We start from the raw sequence: 18,293 nt of genomic DNA on the forward strand, positions 1-18,293 counted from the left end.
CCCCATGCCGCAGATCCCCTCCGCCCCCGCCGTCCTGCCCCCCGCCGACCGGCTCCCCGGATGGGACGCCGCATGGTCCCGCCTGGTGGAGATCCGCTCCGCCGCCGACCCCGAGGGCACCGTCCGCACCCTGCACGTGGCGGACACCGGGCCCGTCCTGGCCTCGCTCGGCGTGGAGATCGCCGGCACCGTCGTGGCCGTGCACGGCAACCCCACGTGGTCCTACCTGTGGCGCTCGCTGATGGAGGCCACGGTGCGCCGCGCACGTCAGGGCCAGCCGGCCTGGAGGGTGGTCGCCCCGGACCAGCTGGACATGGGCTTCTCCGAGCGCCTCGCCCATCCCCGGCTGCCCAGGCCCGACGATCTCGGGGCCCCGGGCGGCACGTACCGCACGCTCGGCGCGCGGATCGACGACCTCGACGCCCTCGTGCAGGCCCTCGGCCTGACGGACCTGGCCCGCACCGGCCACCCGCTGATCACGCTCGGCCACGACTGGGGCGGCGTCGTCTCGCTGGGCTGGGCGGGCCGCCACCGGGACGTGGTCTCGGGCGTGGCCACGCTGAACACCGCCGTGCACCAGCCGCCGGAGGCGGCGATCCCCGCCCCGCTGCAGGCCGCGCTGGCCGGCCCGCTGCTCCCCGGCTCCACGGTGACCACCGACGCCTTCCTGGCCGTCACCACCTCGCTCGCGAACCCGTCCCTGCCGGACGACGTCCGCGCCGCGTACCACCTGCCCTACGAGGGCGCGAACCGCCGCGGCGGCATCGGCGGCTTCGTCGCCGACATCCCCGTGGACGAGGAGCACGCCAGCCACGCCGCCCTGACCGCGGTGTCCGACGGCGTCAGCGCCCTGGGCGCGGCGGGCACGCCCGCCCTCATCCTGTGGGGCGCCGAGGACCCGGTGTTCCTGGACCGCTACCTCGACGACCTGCGCGAGCGCCTCCCGCAGGCCCGCGTCCACCGCTACGAGGAGGCCGGCCACCTGCTCGTCGACGACCGGGACCTCACCCTCCCGATCCTCGCGTGGGCGCAGCTGCTGCACACCGGGCTCCTGGAGGATCCGGCCTCCGGCCTGCCGGGACCGGACCCGCGCGCCGCCCTCGCCGGACCCGAGCCGGGGGTCGCCCTGCTGTGGGACCACCTGCGCGACTGGGGCGCTCCGGACTCCGCGTACCGCGACTACACCGCGCTCGTGGACATGGCCGGCGCCGACACCGGCCGTTCGATCCTCGGCGGCTCGCGCCGCCCCGTGGCCGTGAGCTGGGGCGAGCTGCAGGAGATGGTGTCCGCGATCGCCTCCGGCCTGTGGGCCGCGGGGATGCGGCCGGGCGACCGCGTGGCCATGCTCGTCCCGCCCGGCCGCGACCTCTCCGCCGCGCTCTACGCCGTGCTGCGCGTCGGCGGGGTCGCCGTGGTGGCGGACCAGGGCCTGGGGATCTCCGGCATGACCCGCGCCATGAAGTCCGCGCGGCCGCGCTGGGTGATCGGGAAGACCCCGGGCCTCACGCTCGCCCGTGCACAGTCCTGGCCGGGCACCCGCCTCTCCGTCGCGCCGCTCGGCGCGGGCCAGCGGGCGCTGCTGGGAGTGGAGGGCTCGCTCTACGAGATGGTCGACCGCCATCGGGACGCCGAGGCCGGGGACGCCCGGGACGCCGCCGGCGCCGTGCTCCCGGAGCCGGAGACGTCCGCCGACGCCGCCATCCTCTTCACCTCCGGCTCCACCGGTCCAGCCAAGGGCGTGGTCTACACCCACGAGCGGCTCGGCCGCCTGGTCGCCCTGGTCCGGGACACCCTGGAGGTGCGCCCGGGATCCTCGCTGCTGGCGGCCTTCGCCCCCTTCGCCCTCCTGGGCCCCGCCCTCGGGGCCGCCTCCGTCTCCCCGGAGATGGACGTCACCAAGCCGGCCACCCTGACCGCGACGGCGCTGGCGGACGCGGCGATCGCCGGCCAGTCCACCGTGCTCTTCGCCTCCCCCGCGGCGCTGGAGAACATCGTGGCGACCGCGGGGAAGCTGAACCGGGAGCAGCGGCGGGCGCTCGGGCAGGTGCGGCTCGCGCTCTCCGCGGGCGCGCCCGTGCACCCGAACCTCCTGCGCCAGGTGGGCGCCCTTCTGCCCAACGCCCGCGTGCACACGCCCTACGGCATGACCGAGGGGCTGCTGCTCACCGACGTGGACGGGGAGACCGTGCAGGACCTGCGCCGCGCTGCGGACGAGGGCGTGTGCGTGGGCACCGCCGTCCCCACCGTGACGCTGGGCATCGCGCCCCTGCTCGAGGACGGGACCGCGGACGACGTCGTGCTCGACGCGCAGACCGGGCACGGGGTGCTCGGCGAGATCGTGGTCACCGCGCCGCACCTGAAGGAGCGCTATGACGCGCTCTGGTACACCGACCACCAGTCCAAGCGGGACGGGCTCTGGTTCCAGGACGGCCGCGTGTGGCACCGCACCGCGGACATCGGGCACTTCGACGCCGAGGGCCGCCTGTGGATCGAGGGGCGCCTGCAGCACGTGCTGACGCTCCCCGAGGGGCCGATCGGTCCGGGCGGCCCCGAGAAGGTCGTCGACGCGCTCGGCCCCGTGAAGCGCTCCGCCGTGGTGGGCGTCGGCCCGCGGGGCACGCAGGCCGTCGTCGTGGTGGTGGAGGCCGCCGTGCCCGCCACGCGCCCCGCCCGCCGCGCCGGCCACCACCGGGACGGCCGCCCCCACCAGGGCCTCGCCCCCACGTCCGTGGCCTCGGCCGTGCGCTCCGCGCTCGAGCCGCTCCCCGTGGCGGCGGTCCTCGTCGCGGATCAGATCCCCACGGACATCCGGCACAACTCCAAGATCGACCGGCCCCGGGTGGCGCGCTGGGCCGAGCGGGTGCTGGCGGGCGGCAAGGTGGGGTCGCTGTGAACCGGTTCGGCTACGACGTCGAGATCGACCCGCAGGGCATGCCCGTGCTCATGGAGCGTCTCGAGTCGCGCCGCGTGCTCGTGACCGGGGCGTCCGGCCTGCTCGGCTCCGGGGTGGCCCGCGTGCTGTCCGAGGCCGGCAACGCGGTGACCACCCTGCAGCGCCGCCCCTCGGGCGTGCCGGGGGCCGTGGACGTGTGCGGCTCGGTGACCGATCCCGCCGCCGTCGAGGAGGCCGTGACCGGTGCGGACACCGTGGTCCACGTGGCCGCCAAGGTGTCCGTCTCCGGCCCCGAGCGCGAGTTCGAGGCCGTGAACGTGGAGGGCACGCGGATCACGCTGGAGGCCGCCCGGCGGCACGGCGTGCGGCGGTTCATCCACGTCTCCTCCCCGTCCGTGGCCCACGCCGGCTCCTCCATCGTGGGCGAGGGCGCCGGGCCCGCCAGCCCCGAGCACGCTCGCGGCCCGTACGCGCGCACCAAGGCCAAGGGCGAGCTGCTGGCCCTGGCCGCGGACCGTGACGACTTCCGCGTCCTCGTGCTGCGCCCGCACCTCATGTGGGGACCCGGGGACCGGCAGCTCACGGACCGGATCGTCCAGCGCTCCCGCGCCGGCCGCATGCCGGTGCTGGGCACCGGGGCACCGCTGATCGACACGCTCTACACCGGCAACGCCGTGGAGGCCACGGTGGCCGCCGTGAGCGCCGCGGACCACACCCACGGCGAGGCGCTCGTGGTCACCAACGGGGAGCCGCGCCCCGTGGGCGAGCTCGTGCGCGGGATCGCCCTGGCCGGTGGCGCGGCGGAGCCGGCGCGCACGGTGCCCGCGGGGCTCGCGCGCCGCGCGGGGGCGCTCATCGAGAAGGCCTGGGAGCGGAACCTGTTCGGCGTGCGCTCGGCGGGCCTCGGCTCCGACGACGGCGAGCCGCCGCTCACCGAGTTCCTCGCCGAGCAGCTCTCCACGGCCCACTGGTTCGACCAGCGCCGCACGCGCGAGGTGCTCGAATGGACGCCGTCCGTCAGCATCGACGAGGGGCTCCACCGGCTCGCGCAGTACTACCGGGAGCACTGACCCCGCCCCGGCGTGGCGGCTCACCTGGCCGGACTCCCCCGGGGGACGGGGTCGGGCACCGGCTGCGGCTCGGGCGTGGTGGTGGCCGAGGCCACCCCGATGCGCCACCGCCAGGACCGCTCGCTCATCGTCGCGTTCATGTGTCCAGGCCCTCACAGGCCTGTGCGGCGATCGAGGGGAACCCGACTCCTCCCCGGAGGTGCCGGGCTCAGGCGTCGATGCGGGCGCGGTCCAGGTCGTCCGCGCCGGAGACGATGAACTCCTTGCGAGGGGCGACGGAGGAGCCCATGAGCAGGTCGAACACGCGCTCGGCGGCCTCCAGCTCGGAGATGTTCACGCGGCGCAGCATGCGGTGGCGGGGGTCCATGGTGGTCTCCGCCAACTGGTCCGCGTCCATCTCGCCGAGGCCCTTGTAGCGCTGGATGGGCTCGCGGTAGGAGCGCCCCTCCTTCTCCAGGCGGGCGAGGACCTCGCGGAGCTCCTGCTCGGAGTAGGTGTAGATGACCTCGCGCTCCTTCTGCCCGCGGGTGACCGCCTCGATCCGGTGCAGGGGCGGGACGGCGGCGAACACGCGGCCCGCCTCCACCATGGGACGCATGTACCGGAAGAAGAGGGTGAGCAGGAGGGTGCGGATGTGGGCACCGTCCACGTCCGCGTCCGTCATGAGGATGACCTTGCCGTAGCGCGCCGCGTCGATGTCGAAGCTGCGCCCGGCGCCGCCGCCCACCACCTGGATCAGGGCTGCGCACTCGGCGTTGGAGAGGATGTCCGAGACCGAGGCCTTCTGCACGTTGAGGATCTTGCCGCGGATGGGCAGCAGCGCCTGGAAGTCGGAGGACCGGGCGAGCTTGGCGGTGCCGAGGGCGGAGTCGCCCTCCACGATGAACAGCTCCGAGGAGGCGACGTCCGAGCTGCGGCAGTCCGCGAGCTTGGCCGGCATGGTGGAGGTCTCCAGCGCGTTCTTCCGCCGTTGGTTCTCCTTGTGGGTGCGCGCCGAGATGCGGGACTTCATCTCCGCCACGACCTTCTCCAGCAGCACCGCCGTCTGCTGCTTCTGCGCCCGGGCCGACGACGCCAGGCGCGCGGTGAGCTCCTTCTCCACCACCTGTGCGACGATGCGCCGCACGGCCGAGGTGCCGAGGATCTCCTTGGTCTGCCCCTCGAACTGCGGCTCGGCGAGGCGCACGGTGAGCACGGCGGTCATGCCCGCCAGCACGTCGTCCTTCTCCACCTTGTCCGTGCCGGCCTTCAGGCGGCGCGCGTTGGCCTCCACCTGGGCGCGGAGCACCTTGAGCAGCGAGGCCTCGAAGCCGGACTGGTGGGTGCCGCCCTTGGGCGTGGCGATGATGTTCACGAAGGAGCGGAACACGGTCTCGTAGCCGACGTCCCACCGCAGGGCGAGGTCCACCTCGCACGTGCGCTGGACGTCCTGCATCGCCGTCCGGCCGTCCTCGCCGAGCACCGGCACGCGCTCCTTGAACGTGCCCGAGCCCTGGATGCGCCACACGTCGGTGACGGGGGACGCGGGGGTCAGGTGCTCGACGAACTCCGAGATGCCGCCGTCGTACTGGAAGACCTCCTCCGCGGGGGCCTCCTCCCCCGCGGCGCGGCGCAGGTCCCGCACCGTGATCCGGAGCCCGGGGATCAGGTAGGCGGTCTGCCGGGCCCGAGCGCGCAGGTCCTCCGCCGAGAACTTCGCGTCCTTGATGAAGATCTGGTCGTCCGCCCAGTAGCGGACCCGCGTGCCGGTGCGGCCGCGCTTGGCCTTGCCGACGACGTCCAGCGGCGAGGCGTCCTTCGCCGGCTCGAACGGGGCCTCCGGGGAGGGCCTCGAAGCGTCCGCGAACCGGCCGGGCTCGCCCCGGCGGAAGGACATCTGGTGGACCTTCCCGCCGCGGAACACCTGCACGTCCAGACGGGAGGACAGGGCGTTCACCACGGAGGCGCCCACCCCGTGCAGGCCGCCCGAGGCGGCGTAGGAGCCGCCGCCGAACTTGCCTCCCGCGTGGAGCTTGGTGAACACCACCTCGACGCCGGTCAGGCCCGTCCTGGGCTCGACGTCCACGGGGATGCCGCGGCCTGAGTCCTCCACCTCCACGGAGCCGTCCGGATGCAGCGTGACGTCGATCGACTGGCCGAAGCCGCCGAGGGCCTCGTCCACCGAGTTGTCGATGATCTCCCACAGGCAGTGCATGAGGCCGCGGGAGTCCGTGGAGCCGATGTACATGCCTGGCCGCTTGCGCACGGCCTCAAGCCCCTCCAGCACGGAGAGGTGGCGCGCGGTGTACTCGGAGGACGCTGGCACGGGAGGCGGGCCTTTCGACGGGGATGACGCGGGGGCCGAGGCGGCGCGGCGACGGCCCGTCCAGCCTACTCGGGGGGCCGGACACGGCAGGGCGCCCTACGGGAGGCCCGCAGCGTCCGGAGACCGACGTCGACGTCGCCGATACGCGCCCAGCGAAACGGGGCGGGTCCGCGCCCCGCGCCGCGAATAACCCTGCCATCCTGGCTGTTCCATCGGACGAGTGGGGCAGCCGGCGCATCCGCCGGCTGTCAGCCCCCAGACCCGAACTCGAGGAGGACACCGTGTCCATCACCGCCCTGGCCGAGCCGGCCGCCCTCACCCGTGCCGACCGCTGCGACCGCTGCGGCGCCCAGGCCTACGTCCGCGCTGTGCTCGAGGCCGGCGGCGAGCTGCTCTTCTGCGCTCACCACGCACGTGACGTGGAGGCCGCCCTGCGCCCGAAGACCGCCGTGTGGCAGGACGAGACGTCCAGCCTGAGCTGAGCCGACCCCCGGCTGCGCTGCAGCCGAACCGAACGGCAGAGGGCCGGGGCACCATGACGGTGTCCCGGCCCTCCGCCGCGTAGGGGGACGGGCCGCGTCGGACCCGCCCTCCCCGCGATCAGTCCAGGTAGTCCCGCAGCACCTGCGAGCGGGACGGGTGGCGCAGCTTCGACATGGTCTTGGACTCGATCTGGCGGATGCGCTCGCGCGTCACGCCGTAGACCTTGCCGATCTCGTCCAGGGTCTTGGGCTGGCCGTCGGTGAGGCCGAAGCGCATGGCGACCACGCCGGCCTCACGCTCGGAGAGCGTGTCCAGCACGGAGTGCAGCTGTTCCTGGAGCAGGGTGAAGGAGACGGCGTCCGCGGGCACGACGGCCTCGGAGTCCTCGATGAGGTCGCCGAACTCGGAGTCGCCGTCCTCGCCGAGGGGGGTGTGCAGGGAGATGGGCTCGCGGCCGTACTTCTGGACCTCCACGACCTTCTCCGGGGTCATGTCCAGCTCCTTGGCGAGCTCCTCCGGGGTGGGCTCGCGGCCCAGGTCCTGGAGCATCTGGCGCTGCACGCGGGCCAGCTTGTTGATGACCTCCACCATGTGCACGGGGATGCGGATGGTGCGGGCCTGGTCTGCCATGGCGCGGGTGATGGCCTGGCGGATCCACCACGTGGCGTACGTGGAGAACTTGAAGCCCTTGGTGTAGTCGAACTTCTCCACGGCGCGGATGAGGCCGAGGTTGCCCTCCTGGATCAGGTCCAGGAAGAGCATGCCGCGCCCGGTGTAGCGCTTGGCCAGCGAGACGACGAGGCGCAGGTTCGCCTCGAGCAGGTGGTTCTTGGCGCGGCGGCCGTCGGCGATGATCAGCTCGTAGTCGCGGCGCACCCGGTAGTCGTCCACCGGGTTCTCCTTGAGCCAGTGCTCGGCGTACAGGCCGGCCTCGATGCGCATGGCGAGGTCCACCTCCTGCTCGGCGTTCAGCAGGGCCACCTTGCCGATCTGCTTCAGGTAGTCCTTCACCGGGTCGGCGGTGGCGCCGGCCACGACGACCTGCTGCACCGGGGCGTCGTCCTCGGAGTTGTCCACCACGAAGGCGCCCCGGACGACGGCGGGGCCGCTCGCCTTGGTGCCGGTGACGGACTCGGGGGCCATGGCCGGCGCCTGGTTCGCGTCCGAGCCGTCGGCGTCCTCATCGTCCGAGTCCTCGTCGGCGGTGGTGTCGCCCTTGGCGGCCAGCGCCTCGTCCTCCGGGCCCACCGCGTCGGCCTTGGCGGTCTCCTCGCGGGCGTCGACGGCCGCCTCGTCCGTCTCCGCCTCGGCGTCCGCGTCGGCGGCCTTCGCGGCGGCGGCCTTGGCGGCCGTCGCCTTCGTGGAGGCGGCCTTCGCAGCCGCCGTGGGGGCCGTGGCCTTGGACGCACCGGCGGTCTTCGCCGCGGTGGACCGGGTCGTCGACTTCTTGGCGGCGGTGCTCTTGGCGGTGCCGGTCGCGGACTTCGCGCCTGCCGCCGACTTCGTGCCGGCAGCGGACTTCGCCGCGGTCGTCTTGGCCGCGGTCGTCTTCGTCGCGGCGGCCTTCGTGGCTGCCGTGCTCGTTCGGGCCGTGGCCGTCTTCTTCGCCGTGGCGGTGGTCTTCTTCGCGGCGGTCCCGCTCGCCCGGGTGCGGGTGGCGGCCTTCTTGGCCGCACCGGTGCCGGTCGTCTCCGGGCCGTCCTGCGCTCCGCTGGTCGTCGAAGTGGTCACTCGTGGCCTTTCCGTCGGTCCGCGCCTGCGCGCGGATCCCCTGCAGTCCATATACGCGTGACCCTGTCAAGTCCCGGCCGCGGGCGACGACGTCGCCCGGGCCCGCAGACTGCAGGGTCCTGGAGTGCTCAACACCGAGGCGGCCGGGTCTATTCCACGCGGATCGCACCGAGGCGGACCGCGCGGCTCGACCGGCGCTGAACCGATCCATTGTCGCACGGTGCGGCAGGCCCCCACCCCGGCCACGCCCCGCGGGGCGTCACCGCCGCGGACCGGCCCGCCATGCGGTCTCCGGGGACGTCGCCCACCCCGCGACCAGGCCCGCTCCCGTGACGGCCCGCAGCACCGAGCCGAAGCGGTCCCTCGGGTCCAGCGCCTCGGCGGCCTCCAGGTGCGCGCTCGCCGCGGAGCCGTGGCCCCGTGCCCAGGAGACCCATGCCGCCACCGCGAGCGCCTGGGCCGCGTGGCGTGCCGGGGCGGTGCTCGCGATGCCCCGGCACGCCTCCCACAGGCGGTCGAGGGAGCGCCAGTCCGGCGGCTCCGGCGTCGAGGCCGTGAGGATCGGCTCCCGCGCGGCGCCGTCGGCCGCGGCGGCGTCCGGGCCGCACGCCGCCAGGACCACGAGGGCGTCGCGCCAGGCAGGGAGGACGAGCGGCCCGGCGAGGAGCTCGTGGTCCTGCGCGCACCCGCCGCGCAGCACGGTGCGCCACGCGTCCTGCCAGGCGGCCCGGCCGGCGGCGTCCTGTGGGTCCGGCGCCGGCCACCGCCGAGCGTCGGCGGGCGCCGCCCGTCGCGGCGGCGGCACGAGGACGTCGCGGTCCCGCAGGCCCCACACGGAACCCTGGGCGAGCAGGTGAAGGGAGAGGACGCTGGACTCAGGGCTGACCGCGCGCGCCTGCGACGCCGTGCCCCGCCCGGGAGGCCACGGCCAGGCCCGCTCACCCGCGCTGCACCACGCCTCGGCCACCGGGATGTCCGCACGGCACAGGGCGTCCTCGAGGGCCGGCCACCATGGAGGCGCGGCGGCCGCGCCGGGCTCGGCCGAGGCGTCGAGCACCAGGGCCAGGACGGCGGTCGCCCGGGCGTCCCGCCGGCAGACGCCGGCCACCGTGCGCGCCCAGCGCCCCTGCGCGTCGGCATGCCCCGGCAGGTCCACCCGCACGACGGCGCGCAGGAGGCGGTGCTCGAGGGTCACGAGGACGAGGCTCTGCCGGGGAAGGGTGCCGAGGGCGTGACCGACGTAGCCGAGGAGGTCGTCCACCCCGCGGGCGGAGAGGGTGCCGGGGGCGAGGGTGGGGGTGGGGGTGGGGGTGCAAGGGTCCATGGCCCGATCCTGGGTCGGGCGCCCCCGCCGCCGGGGGTCAGTCGGTCGGATCGGTGGAGGGCGGACCGGGCCGGTCCTCCTGTGCAGGATCCGTCCGCGTCCAGGGGTGCACCGCCCCGTCCCGCTCCGCGAGGTAGGCCTCGACGGCGGAGGCGAGCGCGTCGCCGTCGGGCAGTCCCCCGTCGGTCTCCAGGAGGGAGCGCTCCTGGTCCTCGGCGTTCTGGTCGAAGTTCTTCTCGAGCCCCGTGATCATGGACCGGACCTCCTCCGAGCCCGCCACCTGCCGCTCGATCTCCGCCTCGATCTCCCGGGAGGCGTCCCGCAGCTCGTCCGTGGGGAGCATGAGGCCCAGCGCGGCGCCCGCGTACTCGAGTGCGGCCACCGCCGCCTGGGGGAAGGCCGCCTCGCCGAGGTAGTGCGGCACGTGCAGGGTGTACCCGGCCGTGGGGATGCCGGCCTCCTGCGCGCGGACCTCCAGCATCTGCAGCGCCCCGGAGACGATGTCCGCCTCAGGGCTCCACGTGGAGAGCCCGCCGACGGCGTCCTGGCGGGAGCCGTGGGTGGTCACCCCGAGACGGCGGGTGTGCGGGACCGGCATGGGGGCGGCGTCGAGGAAGGTGAGGGAGTCCACCTGCCACTCCTCGGCGAGCCCGAGCAGCGCAGCGGTGAAGCGCTCCCACTGGAAGTCCGGCTCGGGGCCGGCCACCAGCAGGAACGGGTGGCCGATCAGGTCCTCCACCACCTCGACCCGCAGCGAGGGCATGCGCAGGTCTCTGTATCGGTCCCGCTCGAACCGCAGCCGCGGGCGGCGGGCCCGGTAGTCGAACATCTGGTCCAGGTCGAAGTCGGCGACGAGCCGGTGCGTGAGGTGCTCGCGCAGCGCCGAGCGCACCTGGAGGGCAACCCGACCCGCGTCCATGTGGCCCGTGAGCACGACCAGCATGCCCAGCCCCGGGGGGACGGCCAGGTCTGCGGCGCCCTCAGGCCCGCCGTCGTGACGTGTGTACAGCTGCGTGGGATCCTGCACCGCGCGCCCTCCCGGTTCGTCCTGCTCGATCTCGTCCTGCTGATGGTCTGCGGCGGACGCCCGTGGTCCCGGGCCCCGCCTCCGCCAGGGTCAACCTCCCCGACGGCCTCCCCTATTCCACCGCGGCGGGGCCAGGGGGCCGCCGGGGCCGTGACTAGGATGGCCGATGAGGGCCGCGTCACACGGGTGTCGCCGGCCCACCCGTCCCGCAGTCCCCGCCGAGAAGAGAAAGAGGCACCACCGTGATCACACAGGACCGCCCGTCCCTGACCGCCCGCACCCTCGAGGACGTGACCGCGTCCGCCCTGGTGGTGGGGGTGGGTTCCGGACCGGACGGGCCGCTGCTGCTCACGGATGCCCTGCCGGCCGAGGCGGCCACCGCGCTCGAGGCCTCGCTCGAGCTGTTGGGCGTGCGCGGCGGCGCGGACGAGGTCCACCGCCTCCCCGGCGTCGGCAGCTCCCCCGTGCCCCTGCTCGTGCTCGTGGGCGTGGGCCCGCTGGACGAGGAGGGCGGCGTGAGCTCCGAGGCGCTGCGCCGCGCGGCCGGCGCCGCCGTGCGCTCCCTGGCCGGCACCGACGCCGTGGCCCTCGCCCTGCCCTCCGACTCCGCGGAGCGCCTCGCCGCCGTCGCGGAGGGCGCCGCCATGGGCGCCTACGCGTTCACGGCCCTGAAGTCCGAGACCGTCCGCGAGGAGTCCCGCCGCTCCCGCCCGGTGCGGTCCCTCGAGGTCGTCACCGACCTGGGCGAGGACGTCGCCGGCCCCGCCCTGCGCCGCGCCGCCGTCGTGGGCGACGCCGTGTGCGCCGTGCGCGACCTCGTGAACACGGCCCCCTCACACCTCTACCCCTCCACCTTCGCGGACGCGGTGGAGCAGGACCTGGCCGGGACGTCCGTGGACGTCACCGTGTGGGACGAGGGGCGGCTGGCCGCCGAGGGCTTCGGCGGCATCCTGGCGATCGGCCAGGGCTCCTCCCGTCCGCCACGCCTCGTGCGCCTCGAGCACGCCCCGGAGGGCGTCGCCGCCCACATCGCCCTCGTGGGCAAGGGCATCACCTTCGACACCGGCGGCATCTCCCTCAAGCCGGCCGCCTCCATGATGACCATGAAGTCGGACATGGCCGGCGCCGCCACCGTGTTCGCCGTCGTCCGCGCCGCGGCCGCCCTCCAGCTGCCCGTGAAGGTCACGGGCTGGCTGGCCCTCGCGGAGAACATGCCCTCGGACACCGCCATCCGCCCCTCCGACGTCGTGACCATGTACGGCGGCAAGACCGTGGAGATCATGAACACGGACGCCGAGGGACGCGTCGTGATGGCCGACGCGCTCGTCGCCGCCACGGACGAGCGCCCCGACGCCGTGCTGGACATCGCCACCCTGACCGGCGCCCAGCTCGTCGCCCTCGGCACGCGCTACACCGGCGTGATGGGGGACGAGGCCCTGCGCGCGGAGGTCGCGGCGGCGGCCGACCGCGTGGGCGAGCTGGCGTGGGCCATGCCCATCCCGGAGAACCAGCGCGCCTCGCTGGACTCGCGCGTGGCGGACCTCTCGAACATGGGCGACAAGTTCGGCGGGATGATGACCGCCGCCGCCTTCCTGCGCGAGTTCGTCGACGCCGGCCGCGACGCCGCCGAGCGCGCCGAGAGCCCGACCCCGTGGGCCCACCTCGACATCGCCGGACCCTCCTTCAACGACGCCGCTGCCCACGGCTACACCCCCCGCGACGCGACCGGCGTGATGGTGCGCACCCTGGTTGGTCTCATCGCAGGACGCGCCGGGTAAGGTGGGCTCCGACGTCCGTCCCCCGTCCCGGTCCCGGCTCTGTGCCGGGCCGGCGGGGAGGCGGTGACCAGCAGGGATCCCCTGCTCCACCCACTCCCAGCACAAGGAGCATGACAAGTGGCCGATTCGGCAACCGCTCAGGAATTCGACGTCCTCGTCCTCGGCGGTGGCTCCGCCGGGTACGCGGCAGCCCTCCGGGCCGTCCAGTACGGCATGACCGTCGGCCTGGTCGAGAAGGCCAAGCTCGGCGGCACCTGCCTCCACTGGGGCTGCATCCCCACGAAGGCCTACCTCCACGCCGCCGAGGTGGCCGACGAGACCCGCCACGCCGAGAAGTTCGGCGTCAACGCCACGCTCGAGTCCGTGGACATGGCGAAGGTGCGCGACTACAAGGACGGCATCGTCGCCGGCAAGCACAAGGGCCTCACCGGCCTCATGAAGATGCGCAAGGTCCAGGTCATCGAGGGTGAGGGCAAGCTCGTCTCCCAGGACGAGATCGAGGTCGACGGCACCCGCTACAAGGCCAAGAACATCGTGCTGGCCTCCGGGTCCGTCTCGAAGACGATGGGCCTGCCGATCTCCAAGAAGATCATGACCTCCACCGAGGCCCTGGAGCTGGACTACACCCCCAAGTCCGCCATCGTGCTCGGCGGCGGCGTCATCGGGTCCGAGTTCGCCTCCCTGTGGAACTCGTTCGGCGTGGAGGTCACCATCATCGAGGGCCTGAAGAACCTCGTGGCCAACGAGGACCCCGCGATCATCAAGATCGTGGAGCGCGAGTTCAAGAAGCGCGGCATCAAGAGCAGCCTCGGCACCTTCTTCGACAAGGTCGAGGAGACCGAGTCCGGCGTCAAGGTGACCCTGGCCGACGGCAAGGAGTTCGAGGCCGAGGTGTGCCTCGTCGCCGTGGGCCGCGGCCCGAACACCGAAGGCCTCGGCTTCGAGGAGCAGGGCATCACCCTGGACCGCGGCTTCGTCATCACGAACGAGCGCCTCCACACCGGCGTGGGCAACATCTACGCCGTCGGCGACATCGTGCCCGGCCTGCAGCTCGCGCATCGCGGCTACCAGCAGGGCATCTTCGTCGCCGAGGAGATCGCGGGCAACACCCCGATGGTCGTCGAGGACATCAACGTCCCGAAGGTCACCTTCACCGATCCCGAGATCATGTCCGTGGGCTACTCCCAGCCCAAGGCCGAGGAGAAGTTCGGCAAGGACAACGTCGAGGTCGCGGAGTACAACCTGGCCGGCAACGGCAAGTCCTCCATCCTCGGCACCGGCGGCATCATCAAGCTGGTGCGCCAGAAGAACGGCCCCATCGTCGGCGTCCACGGCGTGGGCAAGCGCATCAGCGAGCAGATCGGCGAGGCGCAGCTCATCGTGAACTGGGAGGCCTACCCGGAGGATGTCGCCCAGTTCGTGCACGCCCACCCGACGCAGAACGAGTCGCTCGGCGAGGCCGCGATGGCCCTGTTCGGCCACCCGCTGCACGGCTGACCGACCGAGCCAGACCCTTGACGGGGCCGTCCGACGGTCCCACCCACCCACCCCGGCGCAGCGGCGATCCGCAGCCGCCGCGCCACCCCCGTGAGGAGAGACGGTCCCATGTCCGAAACCGTGAAACTGCCCGCCCTCGGTGAGTCCGTCACCGAAGGAACCGTGACCCGCTGGCTGAAGGCCGTCGGCGACGAGGTCGCCGTCGACGAGCCCCTGGTGGAGATCTCCACCGACAAGGTCGACACCGAGATCCCGTCCCCCGTGGCCGGCGTGCTCGAGGAGATCCTGGCCGACGAGGACGAGACCGTCGAGGTCGGCGCCCCGCTGGCGACCATCGGCGACGGCTCCGGCTCCACGCAGTCCGACGACGCCCCGTCCGAGGAGCACGCCGAGGCCGAGGAGCCGGCCGTCGAGGAGGCCCAGGAGGACGAGCAGCAGCAGGAGCCCGCCGGTGAGCCCGCTCCCGAGGAGCGCGCCAGCACCGAGGCGGACCAGCAGTCCTCCGGCGACCAGGCCGGCGAGGCCACCGAGGTGACCCTCCCCGCCCTGGGCGAGTCCGTCACCGAGGGCACCGTCACCCGCTGGCTCAAGGAGGTCGGCGACGACGTGGAGGTCGACGAGCCGCTGCTCGAGGTCTCCACGGACAAGGTCGACACCGAGATCCCATCCCCCGTGGCCGGCACCCTGGTGGAGATCAAGGCCCAGGAGGACGAGACCGTCGAGGTCGGCGCCGTGCTGGCGCTCGTGGGCTCCGGCTCCGCCGGCGGCTCGCAGCCCTCGTCGGACGCCTCGTCGGACGCCTCCCCCGCCGGGGACGAGGCCACCCCGGAGGAGATCGAGGACGCCGCCACCGAGGCCGCGGTCCCGACCGAGACCGAGGAGGCCGCCGAGGACGCCGGCACCGAGCCCGCCGCCGAGGCCCCCGAGGAGTCCGCCTCCGAGAAGGCGATCGAGCAGGAGTCCTCGGCGAAGGAGTCCGGCGAGGCGAAGGCCGAGCCCTCCGCGACCGAGCCCGGCCAGGGCTACGTCACCCCGCTGGTCCGCCGCCTGGCGCACCAGAACGACGTCGACCTCTCCACGGTGCGCGGCACCGGCGTGGGCGGCCGCATCCGCAAGCAGGACGTCCTGGCGGCCTCGCTCGCCAAGAAGTCCTCCGGTGACGAGGCCACTGCCCCCGCCGAGTCCGCCACCCCGGCCGCCTCTTCGGCCCCGCAGGCCGCCGCGTCCTCCGTGGACCCCTCGGTCCGCGGCGAGACCGAGAAGGCCCCGCGCATCCGCCAGGTCATCGCCCAGCGCATGCGCGAGTCCCTGGACCTCTCGACGCAGCTGACCCAGGTGCACGAGGTGGACATGACCCGCATCGTGCAGCTGCGCGCCAAGGCGAAGTCCTCCTTCCAGCAGCAGTCGGGCGTCAAGCTCACCTACCTGCCGTTCATCACGAAGGCCGTGGCCGAGGCGCTCAAGCAGCACCCCAAGCTGAACGCGTCCTTCTCCGAGGACAACAAGGAGATCACCTACCACTCCTCGGAGGACATCGCGATCGCGGTGGACACCGAGAAGGGCCTCCTGGTGCCCGTCATCAAGGACACCGGCTCGCTGAACCTGACGGGCATCGCGCAGAAGATCGCGGACGTGGCCGAGCGCACCCGGACCAACAAGATCTCCGCGGACGAGCTCTCGGGCGGCACCTTCTCCATCACCAACATCGGCTCCGTGGGCGCCCTGTTCGACACGCCGATCATCAACCAGCCGCAGGTGGGCATCCTGGGCACGGGTGCGATCGTGAAGCGCCCGATGGTGGTGGCCGACGCCGACGGCAACGACACCATCGCCATCCGCCACATGATGTACCTGTCCCTGACCTACGATCACCGCCTCGTGGACGGCGCGGACGCCGGACGCTTCCTCCAGACGCTCAAGCAGCGCCTCGAGGCCGGCGAGTTCGCTCCCGAGCTCGGCCTCTGAGGGGACCGTCATGGACGTCCTGACCACCATCCTGGTGACGATCCACGTCGTCTCGGCCGCGGCGATCGTGGGCGGCTGGTTCGCCCACTTCCGCAACCCCACCGTGACCGCCTCGCAGTGGATCGGCTCGATCGGCATGATCCTCACGGGCATCGCGCTCTTCGGCGTGGCCATGGCCACGTGGGAGGACCCGAACCACATGAAGCTGGGGATCAAGTTCCTGATCGGCGTCATCGTGTTCGTGGCCGCCCTGCTGGGTCGGCGCCGCCTCAACCGCGGCGAGGCCGTGCCCACCGGCCTGGCCCACGCCGTGGGCGGCCTGGGCCTGGTCAACATGCTGATCGCGCTGCTCTGGCACTGATCCGCCTCTGCGGCTGAGCCGCGTTCACGCCGTGTGCCCCGAGGAGAGATCCTCGGGGCACACGGCGTTCCCCGTCCCCGGACGGCTCAGCGAGGGTCCACCCGTTCCACGCGCCACCGCGTCCCGTCCGCGCGCAGGGTCAGCTCCACGGCCTCGTCTCGCTCCTCCACGTCCCCGACGACGGCGCCGGCGCCGTCCTGCACCGCGTGCGCACTCGTGACGATCCGGGCCGGCACCCGCAGCGCATCCCCCTCGACCTCGGCGGCCCCGTCCGGCTCCACGGACACCGTGAGCCCGGCGAACGCGTAGCCGCCGCCGGCCAGGTCCCGCTGCACTGCGGCGTCCCTGCGCCACGCGGGACTGCCCGGCACGGCGTAGGCCTCCAGCCGCTCCGCCCGCGGGTCCTCGAGCGCGGCCGTCCGCGCGCGGCCCACCCCCGCCAGGACCTCCTCGAGCGCGACGGCGTCCTCCGACAGCTCCTCCGGGCGGGCCGAGGCCTCGGTGCCGGTGGACGGGTCCCCGGGCGCCTCCCCGGAGGCCTCCCCCGACACCCCGTGCCGGGTGGACGACGCCGCAGCGTCCGGCGGCCGGCCGGGCGCACTCGACGAGGGCGGGGTGCCCGACGCGGGGGCGGCACCCGACGGCGCCGTCGGCGCCGCCGGTCCCTGTCCCTCCCCGGCTGCGGGGCCGTCCGCGGTCCGGTGCAGCACGGCGCCCGCCACGGCCAGCCCCGCCAGGAGCGCGACGGCCCCCGCCGCGAGTCCCACGGCCGGTCCAGGCGCCCGTCGGCCTCGCCGGCCCACCGCACCTCGGCCCCCGGTCCGCCTCCGCCGTCCGTGCCTCGTGCCCGGCCCTCCGCCGCCGCCGGGCAAGAGCGTGGGCAGCAGGTGGGCCACCTCGATCGGAGCCGCCTCGTGGAGGGGAACGGCCTCCGGAGCGGCGGCCGCGTAGGCGGCGGAGGCGCCCTCCAGGGCGCTCGGCCTGCCCGCGGGGTCGGGGTCGAGCGCCGCGTCCAGCAGGATCGCGAGCTCCGGGGGGACCTCCGGCACGAGCACGGGCAGCGGCGCCCGGCTGCCGTGGGGCCCGGGCGCCCGGCCGGTCAGCGCGAACCACCCGAGGGCCGCCCACGAGAACACGTCCGACGCGGCGGTGAGCGGGTCCGGCGCAGCGGCCCGCTCCCCGTCCGCCGGCGCCTCCGCCTCCTGCAGCGCTCGCAGCACCTCGGGCGCCGCGAACCCGGGCGTGCCGCCGACACCCTGGGCTCCCCCGACGACGCGCGCCACCCCGAGGTCCGCGAGGGCCGGGCTGCCGTCCACGCCGAAGAGCACGTTGCCCGGGGAGACGTCCCCGTGGACGATCCCGTGCTCGTGCAGCCGGGCCAGGGCCTGGGCCATGGGCACGAGGACGGTCACCGCCTGGCCCGGGGTGAGCGGCCCGGCCTCGCGCACGAGGTCCGCGAGCGAGCCCGCAGGCCGATGCTCGCTCAGCATGCCCGTGCCCTGGTCCGTCGGCACGGTTCCCAGCACGGCGACGAGGTGCGGATGCCGCACGTGCGCGAGGGCAGCCGCCTCCGCCGAGAGCGAATCCCCCGCGGCCGGGGAGCGGGGCACCTTGAGGGCGGCCTCGCCCCCGGCGGCGTCCCGGACCAGCCACACGCGAGCCTGGGACCCCTCGCCCAGCAGCCGCACAGCCTCCCAGCCGGGGACCCGGGGAGCGCCGCCCTCGGCCGCGTCCTCCGGCGCCGTCCCCGGCTCCGCTCCCGCGGGATCCAGGCGCCCGTGCCGAGCCTCGGGCCCCTCGCCCCCTCCGTGCGCCCCCATCGCGCGCTCCCCTCCCGATCCCTCCGACCGCCTCCGACA

General features: G+C 74.2%; 12 protein-coding genes. 7 read left to right on the top strand and 5 right to left on the bottom strand.

Annotated elements, in window-relative coordinates:
- Window positions 1–4: 4 nt before the first annotated feature.
- Both AAG742_RS06855 and AAG742_RS06860 read left to right on the top strand, forming a co-directional pair.
- Complete coding sequence (locus AAG742_RS06855) at window positions 5–2,893, top strand: alpha/beta fold hydrolase (protein ID WP_298711205.1); 2,889 nt, start codon at window positions 5–7, stop codon at window positions 2,891–2,893.
- Window positions 2,890–3,963: an NAD-dependent epimerase/dehydratase family protein gene (locus AAG742_RS06860; RefSeq protein ID WP_298711208.1), complete on the top strand. Its 1,074-nt coding sequence runs from the start codon at window positions 2,890–2,892 to the stop codon at window positions 3,961–3,963. The genes AAG742_RS06855 and AAG742_RS06860 overlap by 4 nt, the downstream gene beginning before the upstream one ends.
- A 208-nt stretch (window positions 3,964–4,171) precedes the next feature.
- On the opposite strand, the gene AAG742_RS06865 is transcribed toward AAG742_RS06860, so the two are convergent.
- Window positions 4,172–6,268: a DNA topoisomerase IV subunit B gene (locus AAG742_RS06865; RefSeq protein WP_248115662.1), complete on the bottom strand. Its 2,097-nt coding sequence runs from the start codon at window positions 6,266–6,268 to the stop codon at window positions 4,172–4,174.
- A 281-nt stretch (window positions 6,269–6,549) separates the two neighbouring features.
- Between AAG742_RS06865 and AAG742_RS06870 the strand changes: the two genes are divergently transcribed.
- On the top strand, window positions 6,550–6,750 hold the full coding sequence (locus tag AAG742_RS06870) for a hypothetical protein (RefSeq protein ID WP_248115663.1): 201 nt from the start codon (window positions 6,550–6,552) through the stop codon (window positions 6,748–6,750).
- A gap of 118 nt (window positions 6,751–6,868) precedes the next feature.
- Here the strand turns inward: AAG742_RS06870 and AAG742_RS06875 are convergent, their stop codons facing one another.
- The 3 genes from AAG742_RS06875 to AAG742_RS06885 form a co-directional block, all read right to left on the bottom strand.
- Entirely contained in the window at window positions 6,869–8,533 is a 1,665-nt protein-coding gene (locus AAG742_RS06875; protein ID WP_298711210.1) for an RNA polymerase sigma factor, read from the bottom strand.
- A 208-nt stretch (window positions 8,534–8,741) separates the two neighbouring features.
- A complete protein-coding gene (locus AAG742_RS06880) occupies window positions 8,742–9,806 on the bottom strand; it encodes a DUF4192 family protein (RefSeq protein ID WP_298711213.1) in 1,065 nt (354 codons plus the stop codon).
- A gap of 37 nt (window positions 9,807–9,843) precedes the next feature.
- Window positions 9,844–10,833, bottom strand: coding sequence for a PAC2 family protein (locus AAG742_RS06885; RefSeq protein WP_298711216.1), 990 nt, complete (start codon window positions 10,831–10,833; stop codon window positions 9,844–9,846).
- A 242-nt stretch (window positions 10,834–11,075) separates the two neighbouring features.
- On the opposite strand from AAG742_RS06885, the gene AAG742_RS06890 reads away from it, so the two are divergent.
- The 4 genes from AAG742_RS06890 (at window position 11,076) to AAG742_RS06905 (ending at window position 16,434) form a co-directional block, all read left to right on the top strand.
- Complete coding sequence (locus tag AAG742_RS06890) at window positions 11,076–12,611, top strand: leucyl aminopeptidase (RefSeq protein ID WP_298711219.1); 1,536 nt, start codon at window positions 11,076–11,078, stop codon at window positions 12,609–12,611.
- Window positions 12,612–12,728: 117 nt separating this feature from the next.
- On the top strand, window positions 12,729–14,108 hold the full coding sequence (gene lpdA, locus AAG742_RS06895) for a dihydrolipoyl dehydrogenase (RefSeq protein WP_298711224.1): 1,380 nt from the start codon (window positions 12,729–12,731) through the stop codon (window positions 14,106–14,108).
- Between the two features lie 108 nt (window positions 14,109–14,216).
- Window positions 14,217–16,073, top strand: coding sequence for a 2-oxoglutarate dehydrogenase, E2 component, dihydrolipoamide succinyltransferase (gene sucB, locus AAG742_RS06900; RefSeq protein WP_298711226.1), 1,857 nt, complete (start codon window positions 14,217–14,219; stop codon window positions 16,071–16,073).
- Window positions 16,074–16,083: 10 nt separating this feature from the next.
- Window positions 16,084–16,434: a hypothetical protein gene (locus AAG742_RS06905; protein ID WP_248115670.1), complete on the top strand. Its 351-nt coding sequence runs from the start codon at window positions 16,084–16,086 to the stop codon at window positions 16,432–16,434.
- Between the two features lie 86 nt (window positions 16,435–16,520).
- On the opposite strand, the gene AAG742_RS06910 is transcribed toward AAG742_RS06905, so the two are convergent.
- On the bottom strand, window positions 16,521–18,254 hold the full coding sequence (locus AAG742_RS06910; protein WP_298711229.1) for a serine/threonine protein kinase: 1,734 nt from the start codon (window positions 18,252–18,254) through the stop codon (window positions 16,521–16,523).
- Window positions 18,255–18,293: the final 39 nt, after the last annotated feature.

It is taken from the genome of Micrococcus sp. 2A, assembly GCF_039519235.1.
GTDB lineage: Bacteria > Actinomycetota > Actinomycetes > Actinomycetales > Micrococcaceae > Micrococcus.

Excerpts from the sequence above, each read along its gene's own strand:
- AAG742_RS06905 (WP_248115670.1), top strand. The coding sequence starts at position 16,084 with ATGGACGTCCTGACCACCATCCTGGTGACGATCCACGTCGTCTCGGCC.
- AAG742_RS06875 (WP_298711210.1), bottom strand. The coding sequence starts at position 8,533 with ATGGACTGCAGGGGATCCGCGCGCAGGCGCGGACCGACGGAAAGGCCA.
- AAG742_RS06855 (WP_298711205.1), top strand. The coding sequence starts at position 5 with ATGCCGCAGATCCCCTCCGCCCCCGCCGTCCTGCCCCCCGCCGACCGG.
- AAG742_RS06880 (WP_298711213.1), bottom strand. The coding sequence starts at position 9,806 with ATGGACCCTTGCACCCCCACCCCCACCCCCACCCTCGCCCCCGGCACC.
- AAG742_RS06910 (WP_298711229.1), bottom strand. The coding sequence starts at position 18,254 with ATGGGGGCGCACGGAGGGGGCGAGGGGCCCGAGGCTCGGCACGGGCGC.
- sucB (WP_298711226.1), top strand. The coding sequence starts at position 14,217 with ATGTCCGAAACCGTGAAACTGCCCGCCCTCGGTGAGTCCGTCACCGAA.